Source organism: Idiomarina loihiensis L2TR, from assembly GCF_000008465.1.
GTDB lineage: Bacteria > Pseudomonadota > Gammaproteobacteria > Enterobacterales > Alteromonadaceae > Idiomarina > Idiomarina loihiensis.
Genome location: NC_006512.1, coordinates 1427570 through 1451977, shown reverse-complemented (window position 1 = coordinate 1451977; position 24408 = coordinate 1427570). Strand labels below are relative to the sequence as shown.

General features: G+C 45.7%; 25 protein-coding genes. 20 read left to right on the top strand and 5 right to left on the bottom strand.

The window, feature by feature from the left end:
- Positions 1-2: 2 nt before the first annotated feature.
- Both pyrF and IL_RS06930 read left to right on the top strand, forming a co-directional pair.
- The gene (gene pyrF / locus IL_RS06935; protein WP_011234597.1) at positions 3-698 is read left to right on the top strand and encodes an orotidine-5'-phosphate decarboxylase; all 696 of its coding nucleotides are present in this window, start codon (positions 3-5) and stop codon (positions 696-698) included.
- A 106-nt stretch (positions 699-804) separates the two neighbouring features.
- Positions 805-1125 carry a ComEA family DNA-binding protein gene (locus IL_RS06930; protein WP_011234596.1) on the top strand — a complete coding sequence of 107 codons (321 nt, stop codon included), beginning with the start codon at positions 805-807 and terminating at the stop codon, positions 1123-1125.
- Between the two features lie 88 nt (positions 1126-1213).
- Here IL_RS06930 and rne read toward each other — a convergent pair whose 3' ends face one another.
- On the bottom strand, positions 1214-4165 hold the full coding sequence (gene rne, locus IL_RS06925; RefSeq protein ID WP_016341329.1) for a ribonuclease E: 2952 nt from the start codon (positions 4163-4165) through the stop codon (positions 1214-1216).
- Between the two features lie 452 nt (positions 4166-4617).
- On the opposite strand from rne, the gene rluC reads away from it, so the two are divergent.
- The 17 genes from rluC (at position 4618) to IL_RS06840 (ending at position 17990) form a co-directional block, all read left to right on the top strand.
- Positions 4618-5565 (top strand): 23S rRNA pseudouridine(955/2504/2580) synthase RluC, encoded by a 948-nt coding sequence (rluC, locus tag IL_RS06920; RefSeq protein WP_011234594.1) that lies wholly within the window; start codon positions 4618-4620, stop codon positions 5563-5565.
- Positions 5566-5580: 15 nt separating this feature from the next.
- Entirely contained in the window at positions 5581-6243 is a 663-nt protein-coding gene (locus tag IL_RS06915; protein ID WP_011234593.1) for an HAD-IA family hydrolase, read from the top strand.
- Entirely contained in the window at positions 6240-6836 is a 597-nt protein-coding gene (locus IL_RS06910) for a Maf family protein (RefSeq protein ID WP_011234592.1), read from the top strand. Before IL_RS06915 ends, IL_RS06910 begins: the two co-directional genes overlap by 4 nt.
- 51 nt (positions 6837-6887) lie before the next feature.
- Positions 6888-7415 carry a 23S rRNA accumulation protein YceD gene (gene yceD / locus IL_RS06905; RefSeq protein ID WP_011234591.1) on the top strand — a complete coding sequence of 176 codons (528 nt, stop codon included), beginning with the start codon at positions 6888-6890 and terminating at the stop codon, positions 7413-7415.
- A 16-nt stretch (positions 7416-7431) separates the two neighbouring features.
- A complete protein-coding gene (rpmF, locus tag IL_RS06900; protein WP_011234590.1) occupies positions 7432-7602 on the top strand; it encodes a 50S ribosomal protein L32 in 171 nt (56 codons plus the stop codon).
- Between the two features lie 8 nt (positions 7603-7610).
- Positions 7611-8636: a phosphate acyltransferase PlsX gene (gene plsX, locus IL_RS06895; protein ID WP_011234589.1), complete on the top strand. Its 1026-nt coding sequence runs from the start codon at positions 7611-7613 to the stop codon at positions 8634-8636.
- A 16-nt stretch (positions 8637-8652) separates the two neighbouring features.
- Entirely contained in the window at positions 8653-9615 is a 963-nt protein-coding gene (locus IL_RS06890) for a beta-ketoacyl-ACP synthase III (protein ID WP_011234588.1), read from the top strand.
- A gap of 10 nt (positions 9616-9625) precedes the next feature.
- Positions 9626-10546 (top strand): ACP S-malonyltransferase, encoded by a 921-nt coding sequence (fabD, locus tag IL_RS06885; protein ID WP_011234587.1) that lies wholly within the window; start codon positions 9626-9628, stop codon positions 10544-10546.
- Between the two features lie 16 nt (positions 10547-10562).
- Positions 10563-11300 (top strand): 3-oxoacyl-ACP reductase FabG, encoded by a 738-nt coding sequence (fabG, locus tag IL_RS06880; RefSeq protein WP_011234586.1) that lies wholly within the window; start codon positions 10563-10565, stop codon positions 11298-11300.
- Between the two features lie 118 nt (positions 11301-11418).
- Positions 11419-11658, top strand: coding sequence for an acyl carrier protein (gene acpP / locus IL_RS06875; protein ID WP_011234585.1), 240 nt, complete (start codon positions 11419-11421; stop codon positions 11656-11658).
- A gap of 54 nt (positions 11659-11712) precedes the next feature.
- Positions 11713-12501, top strand: a complete 789-nt coding sequence (pabC, locus tag IL_RS06870; RefSeq protein ID WP_081423218.1) for an aminodeoxychorismate lyase — start codon at positions 11713-11715, stop codon at positions 12499-12501.
- Positions 12498-13502, top strand: a complete 1005-nt coding sequence (gene mltG, locus IL_RS06865) for an endolytic transglycosylase MltG (RefSeq protein ID WP_011234583.1) — start codon at positions 12498-12500, stop codon at positions 13500-13502. The genes pabC and mltG overlap by 4 nt, the downstream gene beginning before the upstream one ends.
- Positions 13503-13504: 2 nt before the next feature.
- A complete protein-coding gene (gene tmk, locus IL_RS06860; protein WP_011234582.1) occupies positions 13505-14122 on the top strand; it encodes a dTMP kinase in 618 nt (205 codons plus the stop codon).
- A complete protein-coding gene (locus IL_RS06855) occupies positions 14122-14982 on the top strand; it encodes a DNA polymerase III subunit delta' (RefSeq protein WP_011234581.1) in 861 nt (286 codons plus the stop codon). Before tmk ends, IL_RS06855 begins: the two co-directional genes overlap by 1 nt.
- 23 nt (positions 14983-15005) lie before the next feature.
- Positions 15006-15362, top strand: a complete 357-nt coding sequence (locus tag IL_RS06850) for a hypothetical protein (RefSeq protein WP_011234580.1) — start codon at positions 15006-15008, stop codon at positions 15360-15362.
- A 12-nt stretch (positions 15363-15374) separates the two neighbouring features.
- Positions 15375-16163: a TatD family hydrolase gene (locus tag IL_RS06845; RefSeq protein ID WP_011234579.1), complete on the top strand. Its 789-nt coding sequence runs from the start codon at positions 15375-15377 to the stop codon at positions 16161-16163.
- A 342-nt stretch (positions 16164-16505) separates the two neighbouring features.
- Positions 16506-17990 carry a bifunctional 2-methylcitrate dehydratase/aconitate hydratase gene (locus IL_RS06840; protein WP_011234578.1) on the top strand — a complete coding sequence of 495 codons (1485 nt, stop codon included), beginning with the start codon at positions 16506-16508 and terminating at the stop codon, positions 17988-17990.
- 54 nt (positions 17991-18044) lie between these two features.
- On the opposite strand, the gene IL_RS06835 is transcribed toward IL_RS06840, so the two are convergent.
- The 3 genes from IL_RS06835 to sppA are packed head-to-tail and all read right to left on the bottom strand — an operon-like array spanning position 18045 to position 22324.
- On the bottom strand, positions 18045-19388 hold the full coding sequence (locus IL_RS06835) for a sodium-dependent transporter (RefSeq protein WP_011234577.1): 1344 nt from the start codon (positions 19386-19388) through the stop codon (positions 18045-18047).
- 33 nt (positions 19389-19421) lie between these two features.
- Complete coding sequence (gene ansA / locus IL_RS06830) at positions 19422-20435, bottom strand: asparaginase (protein WP_011234576.1); 1014 nt, start codon at positions 20433-20435, stop codon at positions 19422-19424.
- 38 nt (positions 20436-20473) lie between these two features.
- Positions 20474-22324 carry a signal peptide peptidase SppA gene (gene sppA / locus IL_RS06825; RefSeq protein WP_011234575.1) on the bottom strand — a complete coding sequence of 617 codons (1851 nt, stop codon included), beginning with the start codon at positions 22322-22324 and terminating at the stop codon, positions 20474-20476.
- 108 nt (positions 22325-22432) lie between these two features.
- On the opposite strand from sppA, the gene IL_RS06820 reads away from it, so the two are divergent.
- Positions 22433-22999, top strand: coding sequence for a nitroreductase family protein (locus IL_RS06820; RefSeq protein WP_011234574.1), 567 nt, complete (start codon positions 22433-22435; stop codon positions 22997-22999).
- Here IL_RS06820 and asnS read toward each other — a convergent pair.
- Complete coding sequence (gene asnS / locus IL_RS06815; protein ID WP_011234573.1) at positions 22996-24396, bottom strand: asparagine--tRNA ligase; 1401 nt, start codon at positions 24394-24396, stop codon at positions 22996-22998. The two genes, IL_RS06820 and asnS, sit on opposite strands and share 4 nt — an antisense overlap.
- Positions 24397-24408: the final 12 nt, after the last annotated feature.

Sequence of the window (24408 nt, the reverse complement as noted above, 5' to 3'; positions counted from 1 at the left end):
ACATGGCGTTACCGAAAATTTATGTTGCATTAGATTGCCAGACACAGGAAGCCGCTGACAATTTAGTGAGTCAATTACCAGCTGGAAAAGTTGGTCTTAAAGTGGGTAAGGAATTGTTTACTGCTATTGGACCTGACTGGGTGAAAAAGCAGGTTGAGCAAGGTTTTTCAGTATTTTTAGATTTAAAGTTTCATGATATTCCAAACACAGTGGCTAAGGCGGTAACCTCAGCAGCTAAAATCGGTGTTGATATAGTGAACGTGCACGCCAGCGGCGGTACCGAAATGATGAGCGCAGCAAGGGATGCATTAAAGCAATTTGATAAACCACCTTTGTTAATTGCTGTGACGGTACTTACTAGCATGAGTGATTCAGACCTAAACGAAATCGGAATTCAGGCAACTGCGGAACAGCAAGTACTTAAACTGGCAAAACTAGCGCAGCAGGCTGGCTTGAACGGCGTGGTTTGCTCTGCTCAGGAAGCTCGTATGCTGAAACATGATTTGGGTACGTCATTTAAGCTTGTAACGCCGGGTATCCGACCCGCCAACAGCGCCACTGGTGACCAAAAGCGGGTTATGACACCAGAAGCCGCAATAGAGGCTGGAGTCGATTACATGGTTATTGGGCGACCCATTACGCAGGCAGCTGACCCAACCGCCAGCGTTGCGGAGATATTAACCTCTATAGGAGAATAACTCACTTACGCCTTCGCAATGTCGTAATCTTCTAATAACGCTAAAAACTTCGGCTATAGTGTCTTTACTGCAGTGACGCAGTGATTTTTCAATAGGGAATGACACTATGAAGCTAAAATTAATTTCCATACTTGTTGCCTCATCGCTGTTTTTAGCAGCAGGGGCGCAAGCTACTCCGTTATCCTCCTTACCAAACCTATCGCCATTAGCACAGGCTGAAGAGGTTAAAACCGTCAATATCAATACCGGGTCAGCACAAGAGATATCGGCGGTCCTGGTTGGAGTCGGTGAGAAACGGGCTGAGCAGATCATCGAGTTAAGAGAGCAACTGGGTGGCTTTACCGAAGTAGAGCAATTACTTGATGTAAAAGGTATTGGTGCTAAAACCTTAGAGAAAAACCGAGCCTTTATTACTATTAAGCCGTAACGGCAAGTAAACTCCAGAGATAAAAAAGGCCGGTAGTTTGTTGCTACCGGCCTTCCTATTTCCTTACTAAACTTTCGTTTAGCTCAATTTAGTCACATTTTGCCATTTCGGCATAAGAAGTCGAACGCGCCTGAGAAATACTGGCGATACGACTGTCTTTAACAAACTGAGGACGATTATCTGATGAAGCTACAGGCAGAGCCTTAAATGCTTCTTTGCGTTCTTCAGCTGTTGCCTTTGTCATTGCAGAAAATGATGAACCACTTAATGAACGGTTAGGTATAACCGCTTCGGTTTTCATTTGCTTGCGTTTTTGCCCCGCAGCCCGTTGATGACGAGGAGAGCGGCGAGAGCGATCTCTGCTTTTCTTCTCTTCAGCCTTAGGCTCTGGCTTTTCTTCAACAGTGTCTTCTGTCTCAGTTGGCTTTGGAGGCTCTTCAGGCGTTTCAGAGCTATTACTTTGCTCTTCTGTAGCTGACACTGCTTCACTGGCTTGCTCAACTGATGCTTCTACTTTGTCATCAGATGCCACTTCAGGATCAGCTTCAGGTTTAGTTGTGTCCGGCGTTTGTACTGTTTCGTCTGTACTGGTTTCAGTTTGTTGAGTTACTTGAGTGTCCGCTTGAGGCGATTTCTCTTCGGTACTCTCATCAACACTCTTCTCTACGCTCTTCTCTTCGCTCTGTTCTGCCGGAGTCGCAGATTGAGTCTGATTTTGTACCAACTCAGCAGCTGCCTGCATACGCGGATCCAGCACCTTATCAGAAATTGCTTTATTCTCGCTCTTGTCAGAACCAGATTGCTTTGCAGTTTTCTCTTTAGCCTGGGTTGGCTTCTGAGTATCTGCACCATCAGTCGACGCATCAACAGCCTTTTGAGCTGGCTGCGTTGGTTCTTTAGCTTCTACTGAATCGCCAGTCGATGAAACGCGAACGGATTTTTCAATCGGCTTACGTTGACGACGAGGTTTATCCTGAACAGCTTTAGCCTCTTTTGGCTTTTCTGCTTCAGCCGGGCTATCAACTTGCTCGTTCTTAACCGCTTCTGGTTTTGGCTGCTGCTGATTTTTATTGCTGCGGCCACGACGTCTGCGATCGTTACGGTTGCGACTATTACGGTTACCTGCGTCATCGCGAGATTCCGTTGATTTATCTTCTGTAGCTGCAGAGGTGTTTTCTTTACTGGCTTCCTTGTCCTTACCCGCTGACTGGTTGCGGCCTCGCTGCTGGCGGTTTCCTGAGCGGCGATTACGGCCACGACGTTGCTGATTCCGCTGGTTCTGAGCATTGCGTTCTTTTTCTTTCTCAGCTTCAGCCTGTTTCTGTGCTTCATCTGAACCAAATAAGCCAGAGAACCAAGTCGCTAAACGACTCAACAAGGATGGTTGAGCTGCTTTTTTCTCTTCAACTTTAGGAGCCGGTGCTGGCGTAGGAGCTGCACTCGGTGCCTGAAGGCCTTTTAATGCAGGCTCTTCAAATTTAGCTTTATCCTGAGTCAAAGTAATAGAAACCGTAGATTCAGTTTGCTCCGGTTTTTGCACCAACTCAAAACTGGCCGATTCCGGAACTTCGTCATCACGAATACGTAACACTTCAAAGTGAGGTGTTTCCATATGGTGATTCGGGATAATAACGATTTTCACGTTATGACGCTTTTCAATATGATTTACGGATTGACGCTTTTCATTGAGCAAATAAGTTGCGACATCGACCGGAACCTGAGCATGCACCTGAATGGTGTTGTCTTTAATGGCTTCTTCTTCAATCAAGCGCAAGATCGACAGAGCTAAAGAATCGCTCGAACGTATGGTTCCCTGACCATTACAACGAGGGCAAACATTGTTTGCTGATTCGCCCAGCGAAGGACGTAAACGCTGACGAGACATTTCCATCAAGCCAAAGCGCGAAATGCGGGCTACCTGAATACGCGCTCTGTCCTGAGATAAGCTATCGCGTAAACGATTTTCAACATCACGTTGATGGCGGGCAGGGGTCATATCAATAAAGTCGATAACCACTAAGCCGCCAACGTCGCGTAAACGCAACTGACGTGCTATTTCTTCGGCTGCTTCAAGGTTGGTCTGCAATGCCGTTTCTTCGATATCGCCACCTTTAGTTGCACGTGACGAGTTAATATCGATGGATGTCAGTGCTTCGGTTGGGTCGATAACAATTGAACCACCTGACGGAAGGCGGACTTCGCGCTGGAATGCAGATTCAATTTGGCTTTCAATCTGGTAGTGACTGAAAAGCGGAACATCGCCTTCGTATTGTTTTACGCGTTGTAAAAAATCCGGACGAATAAGCTGTATATGACTACGGACTTGCTCGTAAACTTTCGGGCTATCGATGAGAACTTCACCGATGTCTCGGCGCAGGTAATCGCGTAAGGCACGGAAAATAACGTTGCTTTCCTGATGAATAAGGAAAGGAGCAGGGCGCTCGTCTGCAGCTTTGCTAATGGCTTCCCAATGGTTAAGCAGAACATTCAAGTCCCACTCGAGCTCTTCTTTTGACTTGCCTACACCGGCGGTACGGACGATCAGTCCCATTTCTTTCGGAACATTGAGGTCAGATAGCGCTTCTTTTAGTGCTGAACGTTCATCGCCCTCAATACGGCGAGATATACCACCGGCTCGGGGGTTGTTCGGCATGAGCACCAAATAGCTGCCAGCCAGGGAAACAAAGGTAGTTAAGGCGGCGCCTTTTTGGCCTCGCTCTTCTTTGTCTATTTGAACAATAACTTCCTGGCCTTCTTTAACCACATCTTTGATGTTGGGGCGACCCTGGAAGGTATAACCTTGCGGAAAATAGGTTTTAGCTATTTCTTTAAGAGGGAGGAAGCCGTGACGTTCTGCGCCATAATCGACAAAGGCAGCTTCGAGACTTGGCTCTATGCGTGTGATTTTGCCTTTATATATGTTTGCTTTTTTCTGTTCGTGACCAGGGCTTTCAATATCTAAATCGTAAAGGCGCTGGCCGTCAACCAGCGCAACACGCAACTCTTCTAATTGCGTGGCATTAATTAGCATTCTTTTCATTACTGTGACTCAATTCTTTGGGCCACAATATGACACGCCCCAATGGCGATCGTGCAATTATCGAATTCGTCTGTCGCTGCAGGCCCTTTGGGACCTGCGTTACCCGTCATCTACAACGTGTAACTAAAATGAGTTTGACTGTGCCGATAACACCAACTGTTCGGTGTCATATTGTCGCTAAATTTTACGTCTGCAATCGATTATGAAACAAAGCGTATTCAATGTGCTGTGTTCTTCTCCGTGCCATCAACATCTCGGCTAGTCACTTCATTAGACTTTAAAACCGTACGCTGATGTGGATAATGCGTCGCTCTGTTATTTCGATTGCGCGAAATATATTCTTCGTCTGCCATCTTCGATGGACTTTGACACCTAATTATTCCATGAAAACCACTGAAAATACAAGCAACAATTTCGCTGTTGAATCTTGTAGATGATGGTAAAATAGCGGCATGAAAACAATTCAACAAGAAGTACGCTGGCATACTGTCTCTGCAGAAGAGTCAGGGCAGCGAATAGATAACTTTCTCATTGCGCAATTACGCGGTGTACCTAAGTCTTTGGTGTACCGAATTGTTCGTAAAGGTGAAGTGCGGGCGAATAAAAAGCGGATAAAACCGGACTATAAGTTAAAGGAAGGTGACCTCATTCGCATTCCTCCGGTAAAAGTGAACGAAAGGCCTGACCTTCCGTCTGCTAATTTAGAGCAGGTTGCAGCTCTGGAGCACGCGATCCTCTATGAAGATGACGCTTTGATGTTAATTAATAAACCATCAGGAGTCGCCGTACATGGCGGCTCCGGGTTGCAGTTCGGTCTTATTGAAGGCTTAAGAGCGCTGCGGCCAAAAGAGAAAAGCTTAGAGCTGGTTCACCGAATAGATCGCGACACCAGTGGCTTGTTGCTGGTTGCTAAAAAACGTTCAGTGCTGAGAAGTTTGCATGAACAGTTGCGTAACAAAGAAATGAATAAGCAATATCTGGCGTTGGTTCGTGGTCAATGGCAAAAACGGGTTCGCAGTGTTGAGGCGCCGTTAAAAAAGAACACCTTAAAATCCGGCGAGAGAATTGTACGCGTTGATGCAGAAGGCAAAGCCTCTTTGACTCGTTTCAGAATTCAGCAAAGATATAAGGAAGGGACATTAGTTGAAGCGTCGCCAGTTACCGGCCGCACCCATCAAATTCGTGTTCACGCGTTACACGCCGGTCATCCTATAGCGAAAGATCCTAAGTACGGTGATACAGATTTCGATAACACTATGTCTAGGCTTGGGTTAAACCGACTGTTTTTGCACGCCTGGCAGCTGCGTTTTCTGCATCCTGTTACGGGAAAAGAAGTGGCGTTTGAAGCCCCTCTGGATGACAACTTACAGCAAACTTTAAAGCAGCTGACGGCGCAATAATAAGGACAGCTTATAATGATGTACGATAAGCGACTTGTGGTGTTTGACTGGGACGGCACTTTAATGGACTCCATTGGCCGAATTGTGTCATCTATGCAAAATACAGCGCAGCATACGGGGTTACCCGTTCCGACCGAGGTTTCAGTCAGAGATATTATTGGTTTAAGCCTTGAACCCGCAATAGAGAAACTGTTCGGCGTGCTTAACGCGACACAAATGAATAGTTTTTTGACTCAGTATCGTGATGAATATGTCGACTTGAATACAACGCCGTCGCCATTATTTCACGATGCAAAAACGGTGCTTTCTCAGTTATCCAGTGCCGGTTATCGTTTGGCCGTTGCGACGGGCAAGGCTCGGCGCGGATTACAACGAGTCTGGGCGGAAAGTGAAACCGAACATTACTTTGATACTTCGCGGTGCGCCAGCGAAACTAGAGGTAAGCCTGACCCCCAGATGCTTTATGAAATTATGAATGAACTTAAAACTCATCCTGAACACACCGTAATGGTTGGAGACTCTGTTCACGATATGAAAATGGCGGTTGCCGCTGGTGTACAGGCAATTGGTGTAAGTTTTGGCGTGCATGACGCTGAACGTTTGCGCGAAGCCGGTGCTACAATAGTGATCGATTCGCTTTCAGAGCTCAGCAATAAACTTGTCAGGGAGACATTATGACGTTGCCATTAATTCTGGGATCAGGTTCTAAGTACCGTCGCGAAATTTTAGATAGACTGCATTTGAACTACGATGTTGTGAAGCCGGACATAGATGAGAGTGCTATTAGCTCAGAAAGCCCACAACAGTTAGTGGGGCGTTTAGCAGAAGCAAAAGCCCGGGCAGTTGAGAAGAGAATGACTTACGATAACGCTATTATTATTGGTTCCGACCAGGTTGCTGTTTGTGATGGCAATATTTTAGGTAAACCCGGCAACCGTGAAAATGCGGTGCGACAATTGTCCAGCTTTATTGGCAAAACGGTAACCTTTTATACTGGGCTGGCTGTTTTTAATACAGAGGCTCAACAATGCGAAGTAAGAGTAGAGCCGTTTGAAGTTGAGTTTCGTCAATTGACTGCCGAAGAAATAGAACGTTACGTTGAACTTGAAAACCCCTTTGATTGTGCCGGCAGCTTCAAAAGCGAAGGGCTGGGGATCAGTTTGTTTAGTGGTTTAAAAGGCAACGACCCCAATACACTCATCGGGTTACCAGCTATCGCTTTACTGGATATGTTGAGAACTCACGGAATTAACCCTCTAAATAAGGATTAACGACAGATTTCCCTTGTCAGTAAAGCGGAACTTCGTTAACATTCGCGCGCTATGCAAAAAGTTCGTATTCCCGTAACAGTAGACCCAGTCAAAAGTGCCAACAAGAAAGTGGCATATGATGGGGTTGTGCCTGGAAAAACATTAACAAGACTTCAGGAAAGTTTGGTAGAACCTTGCCCCGATCCTGAGGCCAGTGTTGAGTTTGGAATTGATGAGCAGGGCATTAGTTATTTTACAGGGAAAGCAAAAGTTGCTGTAAAAGTACTTTGTGAACGCTGTAATACGCCCCTGGATGTTGATATTCTCGCGCAATTTGCGTATGCTCCTGTCACTAAGCGACAGGTGGCAGATGACTTTCCCGATAGCTATGAAGCTATTGAGGTAAACGACTTTGGAGAAGTTAACCTGCATGGGCTTGTTGAAGACGAATTAATTCTGGCTATGCCAATAGTTCCTAAGCACGACGCTAAGGCATGTCAGGTGGATCGTGATGCGATGACGTGGGGCGAAATTGACGAATCAGCTGCTGAAGAGTCTGAGAACCCGTTTGCCGTATTGCAAGAATTGAAGCGTAAATAATCAGGAGATAGCGTAAATGGCTGTTCAAAAAAGTAAGAAAAGTCGTTCAAGACGCGACATGCGTCGTTCACACGATGCAATAGACGGCCCAACACTGTCGGTTGACTCAACTACGGGTGAGACGCATCGTCGTCACCACGTAACAGCCGACGGTTATTACAAGGGTCGTAAGGTCGTTAACAAGTAAGACAGGCCATGCCTGAACTGAACATAGCGATTGATGCAATGGGGGGCGATAACGGCCCCTCTATTGTTATAGAAGCCCTGGAAAAAGCGGTTCATCGGTATCCCGATGTTAAATTCACCGTTGTCGGGCATGAGCAACAACTCACCCCGTTACTCGATAAATTCAATTTAAGCTCGCATCCTTCCATAAATCTTGTTCATGCAGAACAAGTTATCGAAATGGATGATAAACCGGGCCAATCTCTGCGTAGTAAACCTGAGTCCTCCATGCGCGTTGCGCTGCAAAGCCTAACCGACGGTAATTGTCAGGCAATGGTAAGCGGTGGCAATACTGGCGCGTTGATGACTAATGCTTACTTTACACTTAAAACGCTTCCTGGCGTGTTGCGCCCGGCGTTGATGACGGCTTTGCCGAATCAAACCGGCGGAAAATCTTATTTGCTTGATTTAGGTGCTAATGCCAGCTGTGATTCAGAAACCTTGTTTCAGTTTGGTGTTATGGGTGCTGTGGCCGCTGAATATTTATCGGGTGTACCAGCTCCTAAAATTAGCCTGTTAAATATGGGTGAAGAAGACATCAAAGGTAATGATGTTGTGCGCAATGCAGCGGCCAGACTCGCTCAATGTGAGCAGCTAAACTACATTGGTTTTATTGAAGGTAATCATTTATTTAGTGGCAGAGCTGATGTTGTGGTTTGTGATGGTTTTGTCGGTAATGTTGCACTTAAAAGCTGCGAAGGTCTGGCAACATTCATTATCGATCAAATGCGGGACACACTAAATTCGCACTGGCTTTATCGTTTTTTCTTTCGTTTTTTACAAAAACGGACGCACAAGTCCTGGGATAGGCTGAAGCCCGACCACTACAATGGTGCGAGTCTGATAGGATTGCGCCATGTCGTGATAAAAAGTCACGGTAGCGCTAGCGCCGGCGCTTTTTATAGTGCAATTCAACAAGCCGTCGCAGAAGCGCATGAACAGCTTCCTGAGCGAATTAAACATCGTGTCGAAGCAGTCTTATCAGAACAGCTGTAATCAGTTAAGTAGCGCTATGACTTATGCAAAAATTGTTGGTACCGGGCACTATCTGCCCGAGCAACGGCTTACTAATGAAGAACTCTCCCAGCGGGTTGACACGTCTGACGAATGGATAACAGAAAGAACCGGTATTAAAGAACGGCGCATTGCGGCACCTAATGAAACCGCAGCGACTGTAGGTTATGAAGCGGCAAAAGAAGCACTGGCTGCCGCCGGTTTAAGCCCCCGCGATATCGATATGATTGTGGTGGCGACCACATCGGCCGAGCACGCTTTTCCTAGTGCGGCCTGTGAAATTCAACGAATGCTGGGCATTACGTCGGTTCCGGCTTTCGACGTTGGAGCAGCATGCTCTGGCTTTATTTATGCGCTTTCTGTCGCTGACCAATTTATTAAAAGCGGGCAACATCAACGTGTTCTGGTTATTGGTACTGATGTATTGGCGCGTTTATGTGATCCTAATGATCGCAATACCGTGGTGCTTTTTGGTGATGGTGGCGGAGCCGTTGTCCTGGAACAAAGTGACACTCCCGGAATTATCTCCACTCATCTATTTAGTGCAGGCGAATACAGTCACTTATTAGGAGCCAAACAAGCCTCCAGAGCGTCAGACCGCGGCACAGAGAACGCCTGGATGTACATGAAAGGTAACGAAGTTTTTAAAGTTGCGGTTTCAAAACTCAGTAGTTTAGTGACCGAAACTTTAGCGGAGAATCAATTACAGGCGCATGATTTAGACTGGTTGATTCCGCATCAGGCAAATTTACGTATTATTAATGCAACAGCGAAAAAATTACAGATACCGATGGAGCGCGTGGTAATTACTCTGGACGCAACAGGGAATACTTCTGCGGCATCGGTACCAATTGCACTTGATTGGGCGGTTAAGGACGGACGTATTAAGCGTGGTCAGAAACTCTTGCTAGAGGCTTTTGGCGGCGGTTTTGCATGGGGTTCGGCGCTCGTTCAATATTAAGAGGATGATTATGACTAAAACGGCATTGTTATTTCCGGGGCAAGGCTCTCAAAGCGTTGGCATGTTAAGTGAATTGTCGAATGATTTTGCATTAGTGAAAGAAACATTCGCAGAGGCCAGCAGTGTTTTGGGTTATGACCTTTGGCAGTTGGTACAACAGGGACCTGAGCAGCAGTTGAATGAAACGCAACGGACACAGCCTGCGTTATTAACTGCCAGCGTTGCACTATACCGTGTAGCTAAAGAGAAAGGGTTGGCCGACGTTACCGTTATGGCCGGGCATAGTCTGGGTGAGTATTCAGCGCTAGTATGTGCCGGAGCATTAGAATTTACTGACGCGGTTAAACTTGTAGCCCTGCGCGGCGAGTTTATGCAGCAAGCCGTAGCCGAAGGTGAAGGCGCTATGGCCGCGGTTATTGGCCTGGAAGATGCCGAAATTGAAAAAATTTGTTTAGAGCAGGCAGGAGAACAAATAGTAACTCCGGTTAATTATAATTCGCCGGGGCAGGTGGTTATAGCAGGACATGCAGACGCCGTAGCTCGCGCTGCAGAAGCTTTAAAGGAAGCCGGGGCTAAACGGGTTTTGCCATTACCTGTTAGCGTGCCGTCACACTGTGCTTTGATGCAGCCAGCAGCCAGTCAATTGGCCGACGCGTTAAAGTCGATAAAGTTGAAACAGCCACACACCCCGGTCATTAATAATGTGGACGTTGCAATAGCCGATAGCGAAGATGCCATTAAAGATGCCTTGGTGCGTCAGCTCTATCGCCCTGTCCGCTGGACTGAAACGATTGAACAGATTGCGAAATTGGATGTCGAAACAGCCTATGAAGTTGGTCCGGGAAAAGTACTGACTGGATTAAACAAGCGTATTACTAAGGCTTTTGGTTGTAGTGCGTTGAATACGCTAGACTCTTTGAACTCACTTTAATAAAAAGGTTATTTACGTGCAAAACTTTGAAAATAAAGTCGCATTAGTTACAGGCGCAAGCCGGGGAATAGGAAAAGCAATAGCTGAACTGCTTGCTAGTCAGGGAGCGAAAGTCATTGGTACAGCGACCTCTGATAAAGGTGCAGCTGCAATCTCCGAATATCTTGGTTCAAAAGGCAAGGGCCTGGCGTTGGATGTAACCGATTCTGATAGTCTGCAGCAGGTTATTAAAGAGATTGAATCAGAGTACGGTTCTATTGATATTCTGGTGAATAACGCCGGCATTACCCGCGATAACCTGATGATGCGAATGAAAGACGACGAATGGGATGCTGTCTTAAACACGAACTTGTCAGCCGTATTTAAAGTTTGTAAGGCGGTTGTACGCGGCATGATGAAGCGGCGTAATGGCCGTATTATTAATATCAGTTCAGTTGTTGGCACAACAGGAAACCCGGGGCAGGTTAACTATTGTGCGGCGAAAGCCGGACTGGTTGGTTTCAGTAAGGCAATGGCTAAAGAAGTTGCAGCGCGCGGCATTACCGTGAACTGTGTTGCGCCTGGCTTTATTGATACAGATATGACAAAAGCTCTGAATGATGAGCAAAAACAGGCTATTTTTGATAATATTCCGGCAGCACGTTTAGGCGAGCCAAAGGAAATTGCTGCTGCGGTAGCATTTTTAGCATCAGAAGGTGCAGCTTATATCACTGGTGAAACCATTCACGTTAATGGTGGTATGGCGATGGTTTAAGGGGTTAGCGGTACGACCTCTTAACTTTATGCTATTTTTTACTTTATTAATGAGGCTGGTTTCACTACACTACAGCCAATTTTCACTCTCGCGATGACTATTGAGGGATTTTATAATCATGAGTACTATTGAAGAACGCGTTAAAAAAATCATTGTTGAACAATTAGGTGTTAAAGAAGAAGAAGTTAAGCCTGAAGCGTCATTTGAAAATGACCTGGGTGCTGATTCTTTAGACACAGTTGAACTGGTAATGGCTTTGGAAGAAGAATTTGAAACTGAAATTCCAGACGAAGAAGCTGAAAAAATTAAAACAGTTCAATCAGCTATCGATTACGTAAATAATCATTCTAACGACTAATTTGTCGTAGAACGTGATATAAAAGGCGGAGCCATTGGTTCCGCCTTTTTTGTTATGACAATAAGAAAAATACTACTTAATAATACGCCTTTCCATTGTTCTGAAATAGACAGAGGGCTGCAGTTCGGTGACGGGCACTTTACAACCATACGAGTTGTTCAAGGTGTGCCTTTGCATATAGAGCGACATTTGAACCGACTGTCTGAAGCTAATACCCGTTTATTTATAAACCATCCAAACTTTAACTTTTTGCATCAGCGTATCCTTAACGCTTGTGATGGCATTGAAAACGGTGTGTGTAAGGTTATTGTCACTAGAGGTTATGGTGGCCGAGGGTATGGCTTTTCAGACGGCGCAGTGGCGAATGAATATATTCAGGTAAGTGATGCTCCGGGTAACCTTAAATCGGTTAGTCTTGGTGTTGCTGAATTGAACTTAGCCAGACAACCTAAGCTGGCCGGTTTAAAAACATTAAATAGGCTGGAGCAGGTTCTGTTGACTCAGGAGCGCAGCGTTTCTGAATATGACGATTTACTGGTCTGCGACTCGGAAGGTAATGTTGTCGAAGCCATACAGGGAAATGTTTTTTGGTACAAACAAGGGCAATGGTACACCCCCGATCTGAGTTTTTCCGGTGTACAAGGAATTATTCGCCAGTTGATTATTGATGAAGACATGCTTGCGCCTTTGCGTATCGGTCATTTTTCATTGAATGAGTTAGCTGACGTTGAGCAGATTATCCTCAGCAACAGTGTCAGAGGCGCTGTTACGGTCACTCAGTTTAATGGTAAAGTATTGGATAAGAGCAAATTGCCGGCGGTATTAGAGCAGCTTATATTATGAAAAAACGTCTTATTTTAGCGCTGCTTGTTGCAGCTTTTGTGGTTTCGGCCGTGGCTGTCTTTGTATCCGGGCGCTGGTATTTATCGCAGCCAATACAAAGTGACGCTAGTACGCCTCTATTGTTAGATTTTAGAGGAGGAGCAACTGCCCGTAGCGTAACCATTCAAGTAACAGAGCACTTTGAGAAGGGGAACTCTGCATTAATTTATCGCCTGAGTCAGGTTTTTGACGATGTCGACCATTTGCAAGCTGGCCTTTATGAAATTAACGGACGACAAAGCTGGTTTGATGTCTGGAGTATGTTGAGTCAAGGGCGGGAAAAAACCTTTACTGTGACTCTGGTTGAAGGATTGACTCTCGAGCAGTGGAGAGCTCAACTAAAACAGCTACCTTACCTAAAAGATGAGTCTTCTGAATTGGATCCGGCGGAACTCAGGCAAAAGCTGGGCGTTACAGAAACCTCTATTGAAGGTGTTTTATTACCTGAAACCTACAGTTACAGAGCTTACACAACGGATATTGCTATTCTGAAGCAAGCGTACCAATCTATGCAGCAGGTGCTGGAAAATGCCTGGCAAGAGCGTTCAGACAGATGCCCTGTAAACTCACCTTACGAATTGCTGATACTGGCTTCTATTATTGAGAAAGAAACCGGTTTGGCCGATGAACGTCCGCTGGTTGCAAGCGTATTTGCCAATCGTTTAGCTGTCGGCATGCGGTTGCAGTCTGATCCGACGACAATCTATGGTATTGAAAATTTTGACGGCAATCTGACTCGTACTCATTTGCGCGAGAAAACAGAATACAATACTTATCGAATTAACGGATTACCGCCAACACCAATTGCGATGCCCGGCAAAGCCTCAATTAAAGCAGCAGCAAATCCGGCACGTTCTCCGTACTATTATTTTGTTGCGGATAAATCAGGTGGCCATGTTTTCTCGGAAACACTGGAAGAACATCAACAGGCTGTACGCCGATATCAACTGAATCAAGAGTGATTATGTCAGGAAAGTTTATTGTTATTGAAGGACTAGAAGGAGCCGGTAAAAGTTCGGCTATCGCAAGTGTTGTCACGCATCTTCAGGCGAAAGGAATCCAGGTTGAAACAGTTCGTGAACCAGGCGGTACACCGTTAGCGGAATCGCTGCGGGATCTGGTAAAAAAGAAGTGGGAAGAAAAAGTCAGCCCCACGACAGAGCTTTTACTTATGTATGCCAGCCGGGTTCAGCTGGTGGATAATATTATAAAACCCGCGTTATCCAAAAACCGTTGGGTTATTGGTGATCGCCATGATTTATCTTCCAGAGCCTACCAGGGGGGAGGGCGCGAACTCGGTGATGAATTGTTGCAAAAGATCCGGAAAATCACTTTAGGGAATTTCACCCCAGATTTAACACTACTACTTGATGTTGAAGAAAAGAAAGGTCTTGAGCGAGCGCGTGAGCGAGGGGAGCTGGATCGTATTGAAGAAGAAGATTTAGCCTTTTTTCAACGAACCCGGCAACGCTATTTAAATATTGCAGCTAAAGATCCGAGCATTATTGTCATTGATGCGAATCAGTCTATGCTGGACGTGCATCAGTCAATATTGAGAGCAATTGAGGAGTATCTGTTTTAATGGCTTTTCCCTGGCTGCGAGAACCCTGGTTAAGATTAGTAGCGAGTGCTGAAGCCGGACGTCTGGCTCATGCGTACTACTTACAGCATAATGTTGAGGGCGGTTCGACTGAGTTTATTCAGCGCCTGAATCAATTTCTGTTGTGTAAGCAACCAGGCAAAAGTGCCTGCGGGAAATGTAAATCCTGTTTACTTTACCTATCGGGTAATCATCCGGATACTTGGACTATTGATGGTGCACAAGTTAATCGAATAGGTGTTGATACGGTACGCGAATTGCAACAAAACGTAACGCAGACAGCGAACCAGAACGGATTAAAAGTCGCTGTCATACTCGAAGCGGAAAAAATGACAGAACAGGCTGGCAACGCACTGCTGAAAGTTCTGGAAGAACCTCCGGCCGATACACATTGGCTGGTTTCAACTAAAGATGCCGAGCGCTTACTGCCCACCTTAAGAAGCCGTATGCAGTGGTTGAGCATTGCCTATCCGACAACCGCACAAAGCGACGAGCAGGTGACTTTTGCAAAGCAGCTGCTGGCCGGACTACGGGGACAGCAGGAATTACCCCTGTTAAAAGATAAAGATGGCGCATTAAGCTGGCTGGATGTTTCCGAGAACTTATTAATGGATTGGTTGTTGATTAGCCAACGAGCTGCGGCTACGCGTTTGCGTTATCAGCAATTGGCGGACGAATTACAACACATCAGCAACTATGAGTGGGTCAATGTCGCGCAGCTGAGTGAATGGGTATCCGAATGCCGACAGCTACGTCAGCGATATCAGGGCTCAACGGGGATCAATTTGCCGTTATTATTAAGTTTTGCCTGGAGTCGCTGGTCAAATACTCTTTCAGCGTAGCGACTCCGTAAAACGGAGTTGTAATGCTGACGCTAAAATTAAGCCCACAATCCGCAACAGAGCTTGCTGCTCATGTTGTTCCTGAATTTCAGTCCCTTACTTTGCTGATCAACAGCGAAACAACCGATATTGCGGTAGATGACAGAGCCAGATTAGAGTTCCAATGCCCGGACGTAGGAGGTAAACCTCTATTTTTAGAGGTGAGCGTGGTTTTTCGTTTTGAGGCTGGAGAACTAAAGAACTGGTTGGCTGTCGCTGTTCTGCCTTCACAGCAAGCCTTGATTCATCATCTTCGTTACCTTTGCCGCCATCATACAAACGAATATGGTAAACTCTTCCACCAACTGGTTAACGACTTTTGTCACTCAAATCAACGCTAAGTGGAGCTATCTATGTTCGTCGACTCACACTGTCATTTGGATAAAATCAACCCTGAAAAAGCGGGTGCCGATTTAAAAGAAATTGTTGCAGCGGCACGTGCGAATAAGGTTGAACACATGCTGTGTGTATGCGTTACCCTCGAAGACTTTCCAGCCATGCAGTTTGCTGTGGCCGAATTCGATGATGTTTCAATTTCTTGTGGTGTGCATCCTCTGTATGTGAAAGACAGTAAGACTCCAATAGCTGAGTTAGGTGCTAAATTGCGTGAGCTAACAGCACTGAATAGCGTTGTTGCGGTAGGAGAGACCGGGCTCGATTACTTTTACCATCCTGAATCAAAAGTACTACAGCAGGAGAATTTCGAGCAACATATTGAAATAGCCAACGACGTTAACAAACCACTGATTATTCATACGCGCGATGCTCAGCAGGACACCTTGTCATTATTAAGAAATGGCCATGCTGAAAAGCCTGGTGGTGTCTTGCATTGTTTTACCGAGTCTCTTGAGATGGCAAAAAAAGCCATTGATGATCTCGATTTCTTTATTTCTATTTCCGGTATTGCTTCGTTCCGGAACGCTCAGGAACTGCGTGACACAATCAAAGCATTGCCACTGGAAAAACTTTTAATTGAGACCGACAGTCCCTGGTTAGCGCCGGTTCCTCATCGTGGTAAAGAGAACCAGCCAGCCTATGTTGTCGACGTTGCAAAATGCGTGGCTGACGTAAAAGGCATTACGTTAGAAGAGGTGGCTAAGACCACGACAGCTAACTATTATAAACTGTTCGCTAACTCTTAATTAGCTGTGTATAACCTGTGTTCTTTTTGGTTAAAATTATTCAAAAACAGTAAGATAAAAAATTTCTTAAAAAAATTAGACATCCCTTTGATATTGTCTAAACTGAAGTTTACCGAATGAATTTTATGCGACCTAATGCAGTGTTTTTGTCATGAGTTAGCGCACGGCTCAACCTTTGAGCCATTCCCCTATACCCGGAACAATCTGGATTGGTTCCGGGTTTTTTTTATCCTTTTCCTCCTGTTTCTTAACAGTTCATGGCGATCAAAAAGGCACTTTTCAGGGTACATATAGACAAACGAGTAGCACGTTCTGATAATAAAGTTAACTAAGGAGTCAGTGATGAGTACAACCGTTGAAAGTAATGAACGTCCCGACTACGACGAAGTCATTCAAACCATTGCAGACTATGTTATCGATTACAAAGTAGACAGTGAGGAAGCGTGGAATACGGCTCGTAACTGCCTGATGGATACCCTGGGGTGTGGCTTACTAGCGCTGCGTTTTCCTGAATGCAGTAAACATTTAGGCCCCCTGGTTGAAGGAACCACGGTTCCAAGCGGCGCCCGGGTACCGGGAACTCAATTTCGTATGGACCCTGCTAAAGCAGCCTGGGATATAGGTTGTATTATTCGTTGGCTAGACTTTAATGACACCTGGCTGGCAGCCGAGTGGGGACACCCCTCCGATAATTTGGGCGGCATACTGGCAACCGCTGACTATATTTCGCAAAAGCGCGTATCAAAAGGCGAGAAGCCTTTAACCATGAAAACCGTTTTAGAAGCGATGATTAAAGCTCATGAAATTCAGGGTAATTTAGCCATAGAAAACAGTTTTAACCGGGTTGGTCTGGACCATGTTGTGTTGGTGAAGGTGGCCTCGACAGCTGTGGTTACCTGGTTAATGGACGGCTCCAGAGAGCAGATTATGGCCGCTGTCTCGCAAGCCTGGGTTGATGGTCAGTCGTTGAGAACCTATCGGCACGCACCTAATGCCGGTTCGCGTAAATCCTGGGCTGCCGGCGATGCCACATCAAGAGCTGTACGTTTGGCCGACATAACCATGCGCGGTGAAATGGGAATTCCCGGGGCATTAACGGCTCCGCAGTGGGGCTTTTACGATGTGCTGTTTAATAAGACCAATAAAGACCAGCAGTTGAAACCGAAAGAGGATTGGAAATTTAAGTTTCAGCGTGACTACGGCAGTTACGTAATGGAAAATATTTTATTTAAATTGTCTTTCCCGGCGGAGTTTCATGCTCAGACTGCCTGTGAAGCTGCGGTGACATTGCACTCAGAAGTTAAAGGCAGAATTGATGATATTGAGAAAGTTGAGATAACGACTCATGAGTCGGCTATTAGAATCATTTCAAAACAGGGGAAGCTGGCTAATCCGGCGGACAGAGATCATTGTTTGCAATACATGACTGCGGTACCGCTAATTTTCGGCGAGTTAACAGCTGATCACTACGAGAATAGTTTTCATGAAAATAACCCGGTTATTGATAGCATACGTGAAAAAATTGAAGTGCTTGAAGATAAGCAATTTAGCCAGGATTATCACGACCCGGAAAAGCGTTCTATAGCCAATGCGTTACAGGTATTCTTCAAAGATGGAACTCATACTGAAAAAGTTGTGGTGGAATATCCGATAGGCCACAGACGGCGTCGGGAAGAGGGCTTTCCTGTGCTAGAAAGCAAGTTTAAAGCGAATTTAGCTACTCGTTTCCCTGAGCCCCGGGTTAAATCGATTTTTGACCAATGCAGTCAGCAGCAATCTTTTGAAAATATTGCGGTTAACGAATTTATGGATATGTTTGTTATCTAATTGGCTTATAGAAAAAAGGCTCTTCAACTTATTGAAGAGCCTTTGCAACGGTTATTAACCGCGCCAGATAACTAGCAGAATCAGTATCGGACAAATGAACTTTACGTACCACGGCCATACCTTCCAGAATAAGCTTTTATCAATGTCTGGTGAGCCTTGTTTTAACGCTTTTAATAAATAATTTTGACGTAATACCCAGGTCAGCATAACACCGAACACTAAAGCCATTATTGGTTGCATATAAACCGTGCTAAAGGTAATAACGGCGCCAAAAAGTAACTCAAAATTATAGATTATCGTCGTGGAAATAGCGGTTACGATAAGCGCAATGATCCAGACGCCACTACTACGGTCGCAGTTTGCTTCTTCGCGTAATGCATTGACCGGTGCTTCCAGCATAGAAATAGATGAGGTAATAGCGGCAATAACCATTAGCAGGAAAAAGCCAAAAGACATAAATAGTCCAGCGTAACCTAGTGCATCAAACATCGCAGGTAATACGGTGAAAACTAAAGTATCCGCCGAAAGCAGAGTACCATCGTCTGCATAAATGGTGATGCCATTAGATTGTGCTACGAACATCGCTGGTAGAATGAGCAGGCCAGCTAAAAACGCAACGCTGGTATCAATGCCTGCTACCCAGGCTGCTGTTTTGGGTATGTTCTCGGAGTTTGAAAGGTACGCACCGTACGTCATCATGACACAAACACCGAGCGACAAAGAGAAGAATGCCTGCCCCATAGCCCGAATAATCAGGTTCGGATCGGTAATTGTTGAGAAGTCGGGAAGCAGATACATTTTCAGGCCCTGTATCGCACCGTCCTGCGTTAAAATGTAAGCGGACATGCCAATCAACAATATGAACAATAATGGCATTAATCGTCTGGACCAGCGTTCTATGCCGTTGTTTACACCAGAACGTACAACGTAAACGGTTAACAGCATAAAAAATATCATGGTAGTTATATTTCGGGAAACCGAAAACTCTGTAAACCATAGAGCAGTTTCAGGCTGACCGATTAAAACCATCAGTGGTGCCAGCATATAAGAAACAAGCCACCCCGATACAATGGCGTAAAAACTCAATATTAAGCTTAAGACAATAAGGCCGATGACCCCGGCGATAGCACCTGAGCCTCTTAAAAAGGGTTTACTGGATAAGTTACGTAATGCTTCTATTGGGTTCTGACGTCGTATACGGCCAATGGTTATTTCGGCTACCAGCATAGGGTATGCCAGTAAAACAATCATAATCAGATAGACCAATAGAAAAGCACCGCCGCCATTACTGGCGGCCTGGGTAGGGAAGCCCCAAATATTACCAACACCAACCGCTGAGCCAGCGGCAGCTAATATAAACCCTAATCGTGTTGCGAACGCAGGTGATGAATTTGCCATAATTTTTCTTATTATTATTTAAGCTGCGTCAAATTATGGCGGAGTTAATTCGCCACGTAAATTCTTCTGTAACAATTTCTGCATTTTACTCAGGCTCAAATCTTGTGACAGCAGATAATGCAATTTAGTCAGTGCCGCCTCAATGGTCATATTTGCCCCGGACACGATACCTATTTCAGCCAGAGCATTGCCGGTCGCATAGCCGTCCATATTGACCCGGCCGCGAAAGCATTGAGTACAGTTTAGAATGGTAATCCCCTGGTTAATTCCTTCTTTCAGGCTAGTCAGCAGTGCATCGTCTTGTGGCGCATTGCCGACACCGTAGCTTTGTAGAATCATGGCTTTTACCGGTTGTTGCAGCTGGTTTTTTATAATTTCAGCGGATATTCCCGGATAAAGCATGACCACACCGATTGGCTGAGGGGTCATTTCAATGACTTTTAATGGCTGGTTTGAGGGCTCTGAGAGCTCTCCTGCGTTTAACTGAATCTGGATTCCTGCTTCAAGTAAGGAAGGGTAGTTAGGGGAGGCAAAAGCATTAAATCCGTTAGCGTCTGCTTTGGTCGAGCGATTCCCCCGGTAAAGCGTATTATTAAAGAACAAACCAACTTCAGGAATAGGGTAGTTCGCAGCCACATAAAGCGAATTGAGCAAGTTGGTCTGTCCATCAGATCGCAGGGCGGCTAAAGGTATCTGTGAACCAGTTACAATAACGGGTTTACTCAAATTTTGTAGCATAAAGGACAAAGCCGACGCCGTATAAGCCATGGTATCGGTACCGTGCAAAATGACGAAACCATCGTAATCGTCGTAGTTCCTTTCTATATCACGAGCAATGGTCACCCAGTCAGACGGCGCCATATTTGATGAGTCCATTAATGGTGAATATTCATTAATGGTAAATTCGGGCATTTCTTCCCGGAAAAACTCCGGCATGTTTTCAACGCACCGGCTCAGGTGTCCCGCAACCGGAACATAACCCTGAGCTGATTTTTTCATACCTATGGTGCCGCCAGTGTATGCGACATAAATCTTTTTACGAGGCAAAGTTCACTCCTGTGCTCTGCGAAATAACCGCGATAATTCTATCGCGGTTGAAGGCAGAGTGCACAGTAAGAGTAAACATTTTTAGGATCATTAAAGTTTTGTAAAACCGCAGTTTCAGATTTCACTTTATTAAGTGTACCCATTAACCAGTGTTGAGCCTCACCACCAACAGATGGAACAGGGAGATACTCTGAAGAGCTGTTAAACATGTTGGCAAAAAATTGCTCTTTCGATGACAACTCTTGTTGAACAATTTTTACATCGTAATCATCAATGGCTGCCAGCTCAGCGGCCGCCGCTACTGAGTCGTCAAAGTCTCCAAGTTGGTCAACTAATCCACGCTCCATTGCTTGTTTACCCGTCCAGATGCGGCCCTGAGCAACTTCATGCACATCGTCGCGGGACATGTTGCGAGCTTTGCTGACAATAGTCAAAAAGTCTTCATAGGTGGCTTCAACCGAGCTTTGCACCAATTTCTTTTGGTACTCAGTCATTTCTTCCAGTGGATTTAAACCTTGTATCTCAGTCGTACTGACAGTATCGCTATGAACGCCAATAGCAGCCAGACTGTCTTCTAAAGTCATTAACAGGCCAAAGACACCAATTGAACCGGTAATGGTAGTTGGTGCGGCCACAATTTTATCGGCATCTGCTGCTATCCAATAACCACCAGATGCTGCCACGGTGCTCATTGATGCCACAACCGGAATACCGGCTTCTTTTGCCTGGAGGATTTCCTGACGGATAATTTCAGAGGCAAAGGCACTTCCGCCGGGGCTGTCTATGCGCAGCACAATCGCTTTCGTCTGCTTGTTATTGCGTGCTTCACGAATCAGTTTTGCGGTGCTGTCACCACCAATCATACCGGCTTTTTGCGAACCGTTAACGATTTGCCCACGAGCAACAACAACCGCGATCTGGCTACGATCTGTCGGTTGCAGGCTTTCCGGGACTTCCATTTCAGTCGCCAGATAGTTGTCGTAGGTAATATGACGGAAGGTATCTTCTTCTTTGTCGTATCCGGCTAAATTGATGAGCTCGTTACGAACTTCGGTACGTGTACGCAGCGCATCAACCATGTTTGTTTCTAGCGCCATTTTGGCCATATCGCCATTGGCACTGTTAAAGGCCGACATGTAATCATCAACTTTACCACTGGTAACCAACGGATTAATGTTACGGGCCGCTGTCACATCGGTGCGGAAGCTATCCCACAAAGCTGAATAAAGAAACTCATTGGCTTCACGTGCTTCATCAGACATGTCGTTACGAATAAAAGGTTCAACAGCCGCTTTAAATTTACCGACCTTAAAGACTTGAGGCTGAACTTTAAGCTTGTCGAGTAAGTCCTTAAAGTAAAGTTGAGTGTAATCAAGCCCTTCAAATACAACTCCGCCCATTGGGTTTAGGTAAAGCTGATCTGCATGCGCTGCAAGATAATACTGATGCTGATCATAGTAATCAGCATTACTGATAATGGGTTTACCAGAGGTACGGAAATCGTCAAGAGCCTCGGCAACTGCCTGTAACTTATTGAGTCCGCTTGGGTACAAGTTTTGTAAGTTTAAATACAGTGCGCCTATACGTTCGTCTGTTTTGGCTTTCTCAATTGAGTCGACCACATCAGATAACAGAACTTCGGGGATATCATCACTGCTTCCCATAGCTTCATTCAGGAATTGACTAAAAGGATCAACCCAAGTCTTCTCTTCAACCAGCATGCCATTAGGGTTAAGAACCAGAATGCCATTCTCCGGTACTTCGATAGGATCCTCTCCGCTAAATAGACTAACGAGAAAAACCGCGAGGATTAAAAAGAATACAAGGTTCAAAATGACCTTGCGCGTACCGTTGATTATTTTCCACAAATAACTGAAGATTGAGCGCATATTTAAATTCTCATTAGCTAATAAAAACAGGCCTTAGCATATCGAATGTGCGAGTAACAGACCAGTCAGAGAATGTAACTAACCATTACACATTGAATAAGGTGAAGTATGAATGCCGAAGAGTTATTAACCAGCCGTTCCTCCATGCCGCGTTTGAGTGAACCCGGTCCTACTATAGAGCAACTGGAGTTAATTAAGGCCGCAGCTGTTCGTGCGCCTGATCATATGGGACTAACGCCATATCAGTTTATTCAGTTTCAGGGAAAAGAGAGGCAGGTTCTGGCGGATATCTACCAGCAGGCTGCGCGTCTTAGCGACTTTTCAGAAACGGTCATAGAGCAGGCTGGGCAGCTGCCATTTCGGGCCCCAACGATAATTGTTTCTTGTCTGCGTTTTCAGGAGCACCCGAAAGTCCCCCGTGATGAGCAACTGTGTACGGTTGCCTGTGCCACTCACGGCATGCAGCAAGCGGCCTTTGCACAAGGTATAGGTGCTATTTGGCGTACCGGATGGATGGCCGAGGACGACTTTATCAAGGAGCAGTTGGGATTGTCTGTGGACGACGCCATTGTCGGCTTTCTGTACGTAGGGACACCTGCAGTCCCTACGCCAATAAAGCCTCAGAAAGATTCATCACCGTTTTTTATGAACGGTAATGACTTAGTGCTGGATTAAAATTCGGCACTTTTCGGAGCCCGTGGGAAAGGTATAACGTCACGAATATTTTGTACGCCGGTGACATAAGCCACTAAGCGCTCAAAACCCAGGCCAAAACCGGCGTGAGGAACGGTACCGTAACGACGCAAATCGCGGTAGAAGCCGTATTCTTCTTTTGGCAGGTTCATTTCGTCAATTCGCTGGTCAAGAATGTCTAAACGTTCTTCACGGGCGGAACCACCGATAATTTCCCCAATACCCGGCGCTAAAACGTCCATAGCGGCAACGGTTTTGCCATCTTCGTTCTGGCGCATGTAAAAGGCTTTAATATCGCGCGGATAGTTTTTCAGAATAATTGGTGCGCCGACATGTTCTTCAGCTAAATAACGCTCGTGCTCTGATTGTAAATCCACACCCCATTCAACCGCGTATTCGAATTTTCTATCGCAGTTCTTCAGTATCTCAATGGCGTCGGTGTAATCCATGTGCACAAAGTCATTATTTACAATGGCTTCTAAACGGCTGATAGCGTCAGAGTTAATGCGTTCGGCAAAGAACGCCATGTCGTCCGGGCGCTCTTCCAGAACGGCTTTAAACACATACTTAAGCATGGCTTCGGCTAAGCCGGCAACATCATCTAAAGTTGCAAACGCCAGCTCGGGTTCTACCATCCAGAATTCAGACAAGTGACGGCTGGTGTTCGAGTTTTCAGCACGGAAGGTTGGGCCGAATGTATAAACTTTAGATAAAGAGCAAGCGTAAGACTCTACGTTCAGCTGACCCGACACCGTTAAAAACGCTTCTTTACCGAAAAAGTCTTCAGAGTAGTCGACTTCGCCTTTATCTGTTTTCGGGATATTCAGCATGTCCAGTGTTGAAACACGGAACATCTCACCGGCACCTTCACAATCGGAAGTCGTGATGATTGGTGTACTCACCCACAAATAACCTTCCTCATGGAAGAAGCGATGAATAGCCTGAGATAACGCATTACGAACACGCATGACCGCACCGGTAATGTTGGTACGCGGACGCAAATGCGCGTATTCACGTAAGTATTCCATGCTATGACGTTTAGGAGCCATAGGGTAGGTATCGGGATCTTCCACCCAGCCATATACATGAACTTTGGTTGCCTGCAGTTCAAATGACTGACCTTTGCCCTGAGAAGGGACAACAACACCGGTAATAGCTACAGAACAACCGGTCGTCAGTTTCTGCACTTCATTACTGTAATTGGGAAGTTCTGCCGGAACCACGGCCTGAATGGCATCAAAGCATGAGCCATCGTGCAAGTTAATAAATGAAATACCGGCTTTCGAGTCACGGCGGGTGCGTACCCAGCCCCGGACTGTGACGGTCTCATCGACAGCGACTTTTCCCGTCAGAACATCCACTACAGAAGCATACGACATGAGTTGGTTTTC

What these genes read in the sequence shown, in the direction of transcription:
- IL_RS06890 (WP_011234588.1), top strand. Translation starts at nt 8,653, where the DNA reads ATGACTTATGCAAAAATTGTTGGTACCGGGCACTATCTGCCCGAGCAA.
- plsX (WP_011234589.1), top strand. Translation starts at nt 7,611, where the DNA reads ATGCCTGAACTGAACATAGCGATTGATGCAATGGGGGGCGATAACGGC.
- acpP (WP_011234585.1), top strand. Translation starts at nt 11,419, where the DNA reads ATGAGTACTATTGAAGAACGCGTTAAAAAAATCATTGTTGAACAATTA.
- asnS (WP_011234573.1), bottom strand. Translation starts at nt 24,396, where the DNA reads ATGTCGTATGCTTCTGTAGTGGATGTTCTGACGGGAAAAGTCGCTGTC.
- IL_RS06915 (WP_011234593.1), top strand. Translation starts at nt 5,581, where the DNA reads ATGATGTACGATAAGCGACTTGTGGTGTTTGACTGGGACGGCACTTTA.
- tmk (WP_011234582.1), top strand. Translation starts at nt 13,505, where the DNA reads ATGTCAGGAAAGTTTATTGTTATTGAAGGACTAGAAGGAGCCGGTAAA.
- pabC (WP_081423218.1), top strand. Translation starts at nt 11,713, where the DNA reads ATGACAATAAGAAAAATACTACTTAATAATACGCCTTTCCATTGTTCT.
- sppA (WP_011234575.1), bottom strand. Translation starts at nt 22,324, where the DNA reads ATGCGCTCAATCTTCAGTTATTTGTGGAAAATAATCAACGGTACGCGC.
- yceD (WP_011234591.1), top strand. Translation starts at nt 6,888, where the DNA reads ATGCAAAAAGTTCGTATTCCCGTAACAGTAGACCCAGTCAAAAGTGCC.
- fabD (WP_011234587.1), top strand. Translation starts at nt 9,626, where the DNA reads ATGACTAAAACGGCATTGTTATTTCCGGGGCAAGGCTCTCAAAGCGTT.
- IL_RS06850 (WP_011234580.1), top strand. Translation starts at nt 15,006, where the DNA reads ATGCTGACGCTAAAATTAAGCCCACAATCCGCAACAGAGCTTGCTGCT.
- IL_RS06930 (WP_011234596.1), top strand. Translation starts at nt 805, where the DNA reads ATGAAGCTAAAATTAATTTCCATACTTGTTGCCTCATCGCTGTTTTTA.
- IL_RS06835 (WP_011234577.1), bottom strand. Translation starts at nt 19,388, where the DNA reads ATGGCAAATTCATCACCTGCGTTCGCAACACGATTAGGGTTTATATTA.
- pyrF (WP_011234597.1), top strand. Translation starts at nt 3, where the DNA reads ATGGCGTTACCGAAAATTTATGTTGCATTAGATTGCCAGACACAGGAA.
- IL_RS06845 (WP_011234579.1), top strand. Translation starts at nt 15,375, where the DNA reads ATGTTCGTCGACTCACACTGTCATTTGGATAAAATCAACCCTGAAAAA.
- IL_RS06910 (WP_011234592.1), top strand. Translation starts at nt 6,240, where the DNA reads ATGACGTTGCCATTAATTCTGGGATCAGGTTCTAAGTACCGTCGCGAA.
- rluC (WP_011234594.1), top strand. Translation starts at nt 4,618, where the DNA reads ATGAAAACAATTCAACAAGAAGTACGCTGGCATACTGTCTCTGCAGAA.
- mltG (WP_011234583.1), top strand. Translation starts at nt 12,498, where the DNA reads ATGAAAAAACGTCTTATTTTAGCGCTGCTTGTTGCAGCTTTTGTGGTT.
- IL_RS06855 (WP_011234581.1), top strand. Translation starts at nt 14,122, where the DNA reads ATGGCTTTTCCCTGGCTGCGAGAACCCTGGTTAAGATTAGTAGCGAGT.
- rne (WP_016341329.1), bottom strand. Translation starts at nt 4,165, where the DNA reads ATGAAAAGAATGCTAATTAATGCCACGCAATTAGAAGAGTTGCGTGTT.
- IL_RS06820 (WP_011234574.1), top strand. Translation starts at nt 22,433, where the DNA reads ATGAATGCCGAAGAGTTATTAACCAGCCGTTCCTCCATGCCGCGTTTG.
- IL_RS06840 (WP_011234578.1), top strand. Translation starts at nt 16,506, where the DNA reads ATGAGTACAACCGTTGAAAGTAATGAACGTCCCGACTACGACGAAGTC.
- rpmF (WP_011234590.1), top strand. Translation starts at nt 7,432, where the DNA reads ATGGCTGTTCAAAAAAGTAAGAAAAGTCGTTCAAGACGCGACATGCGT.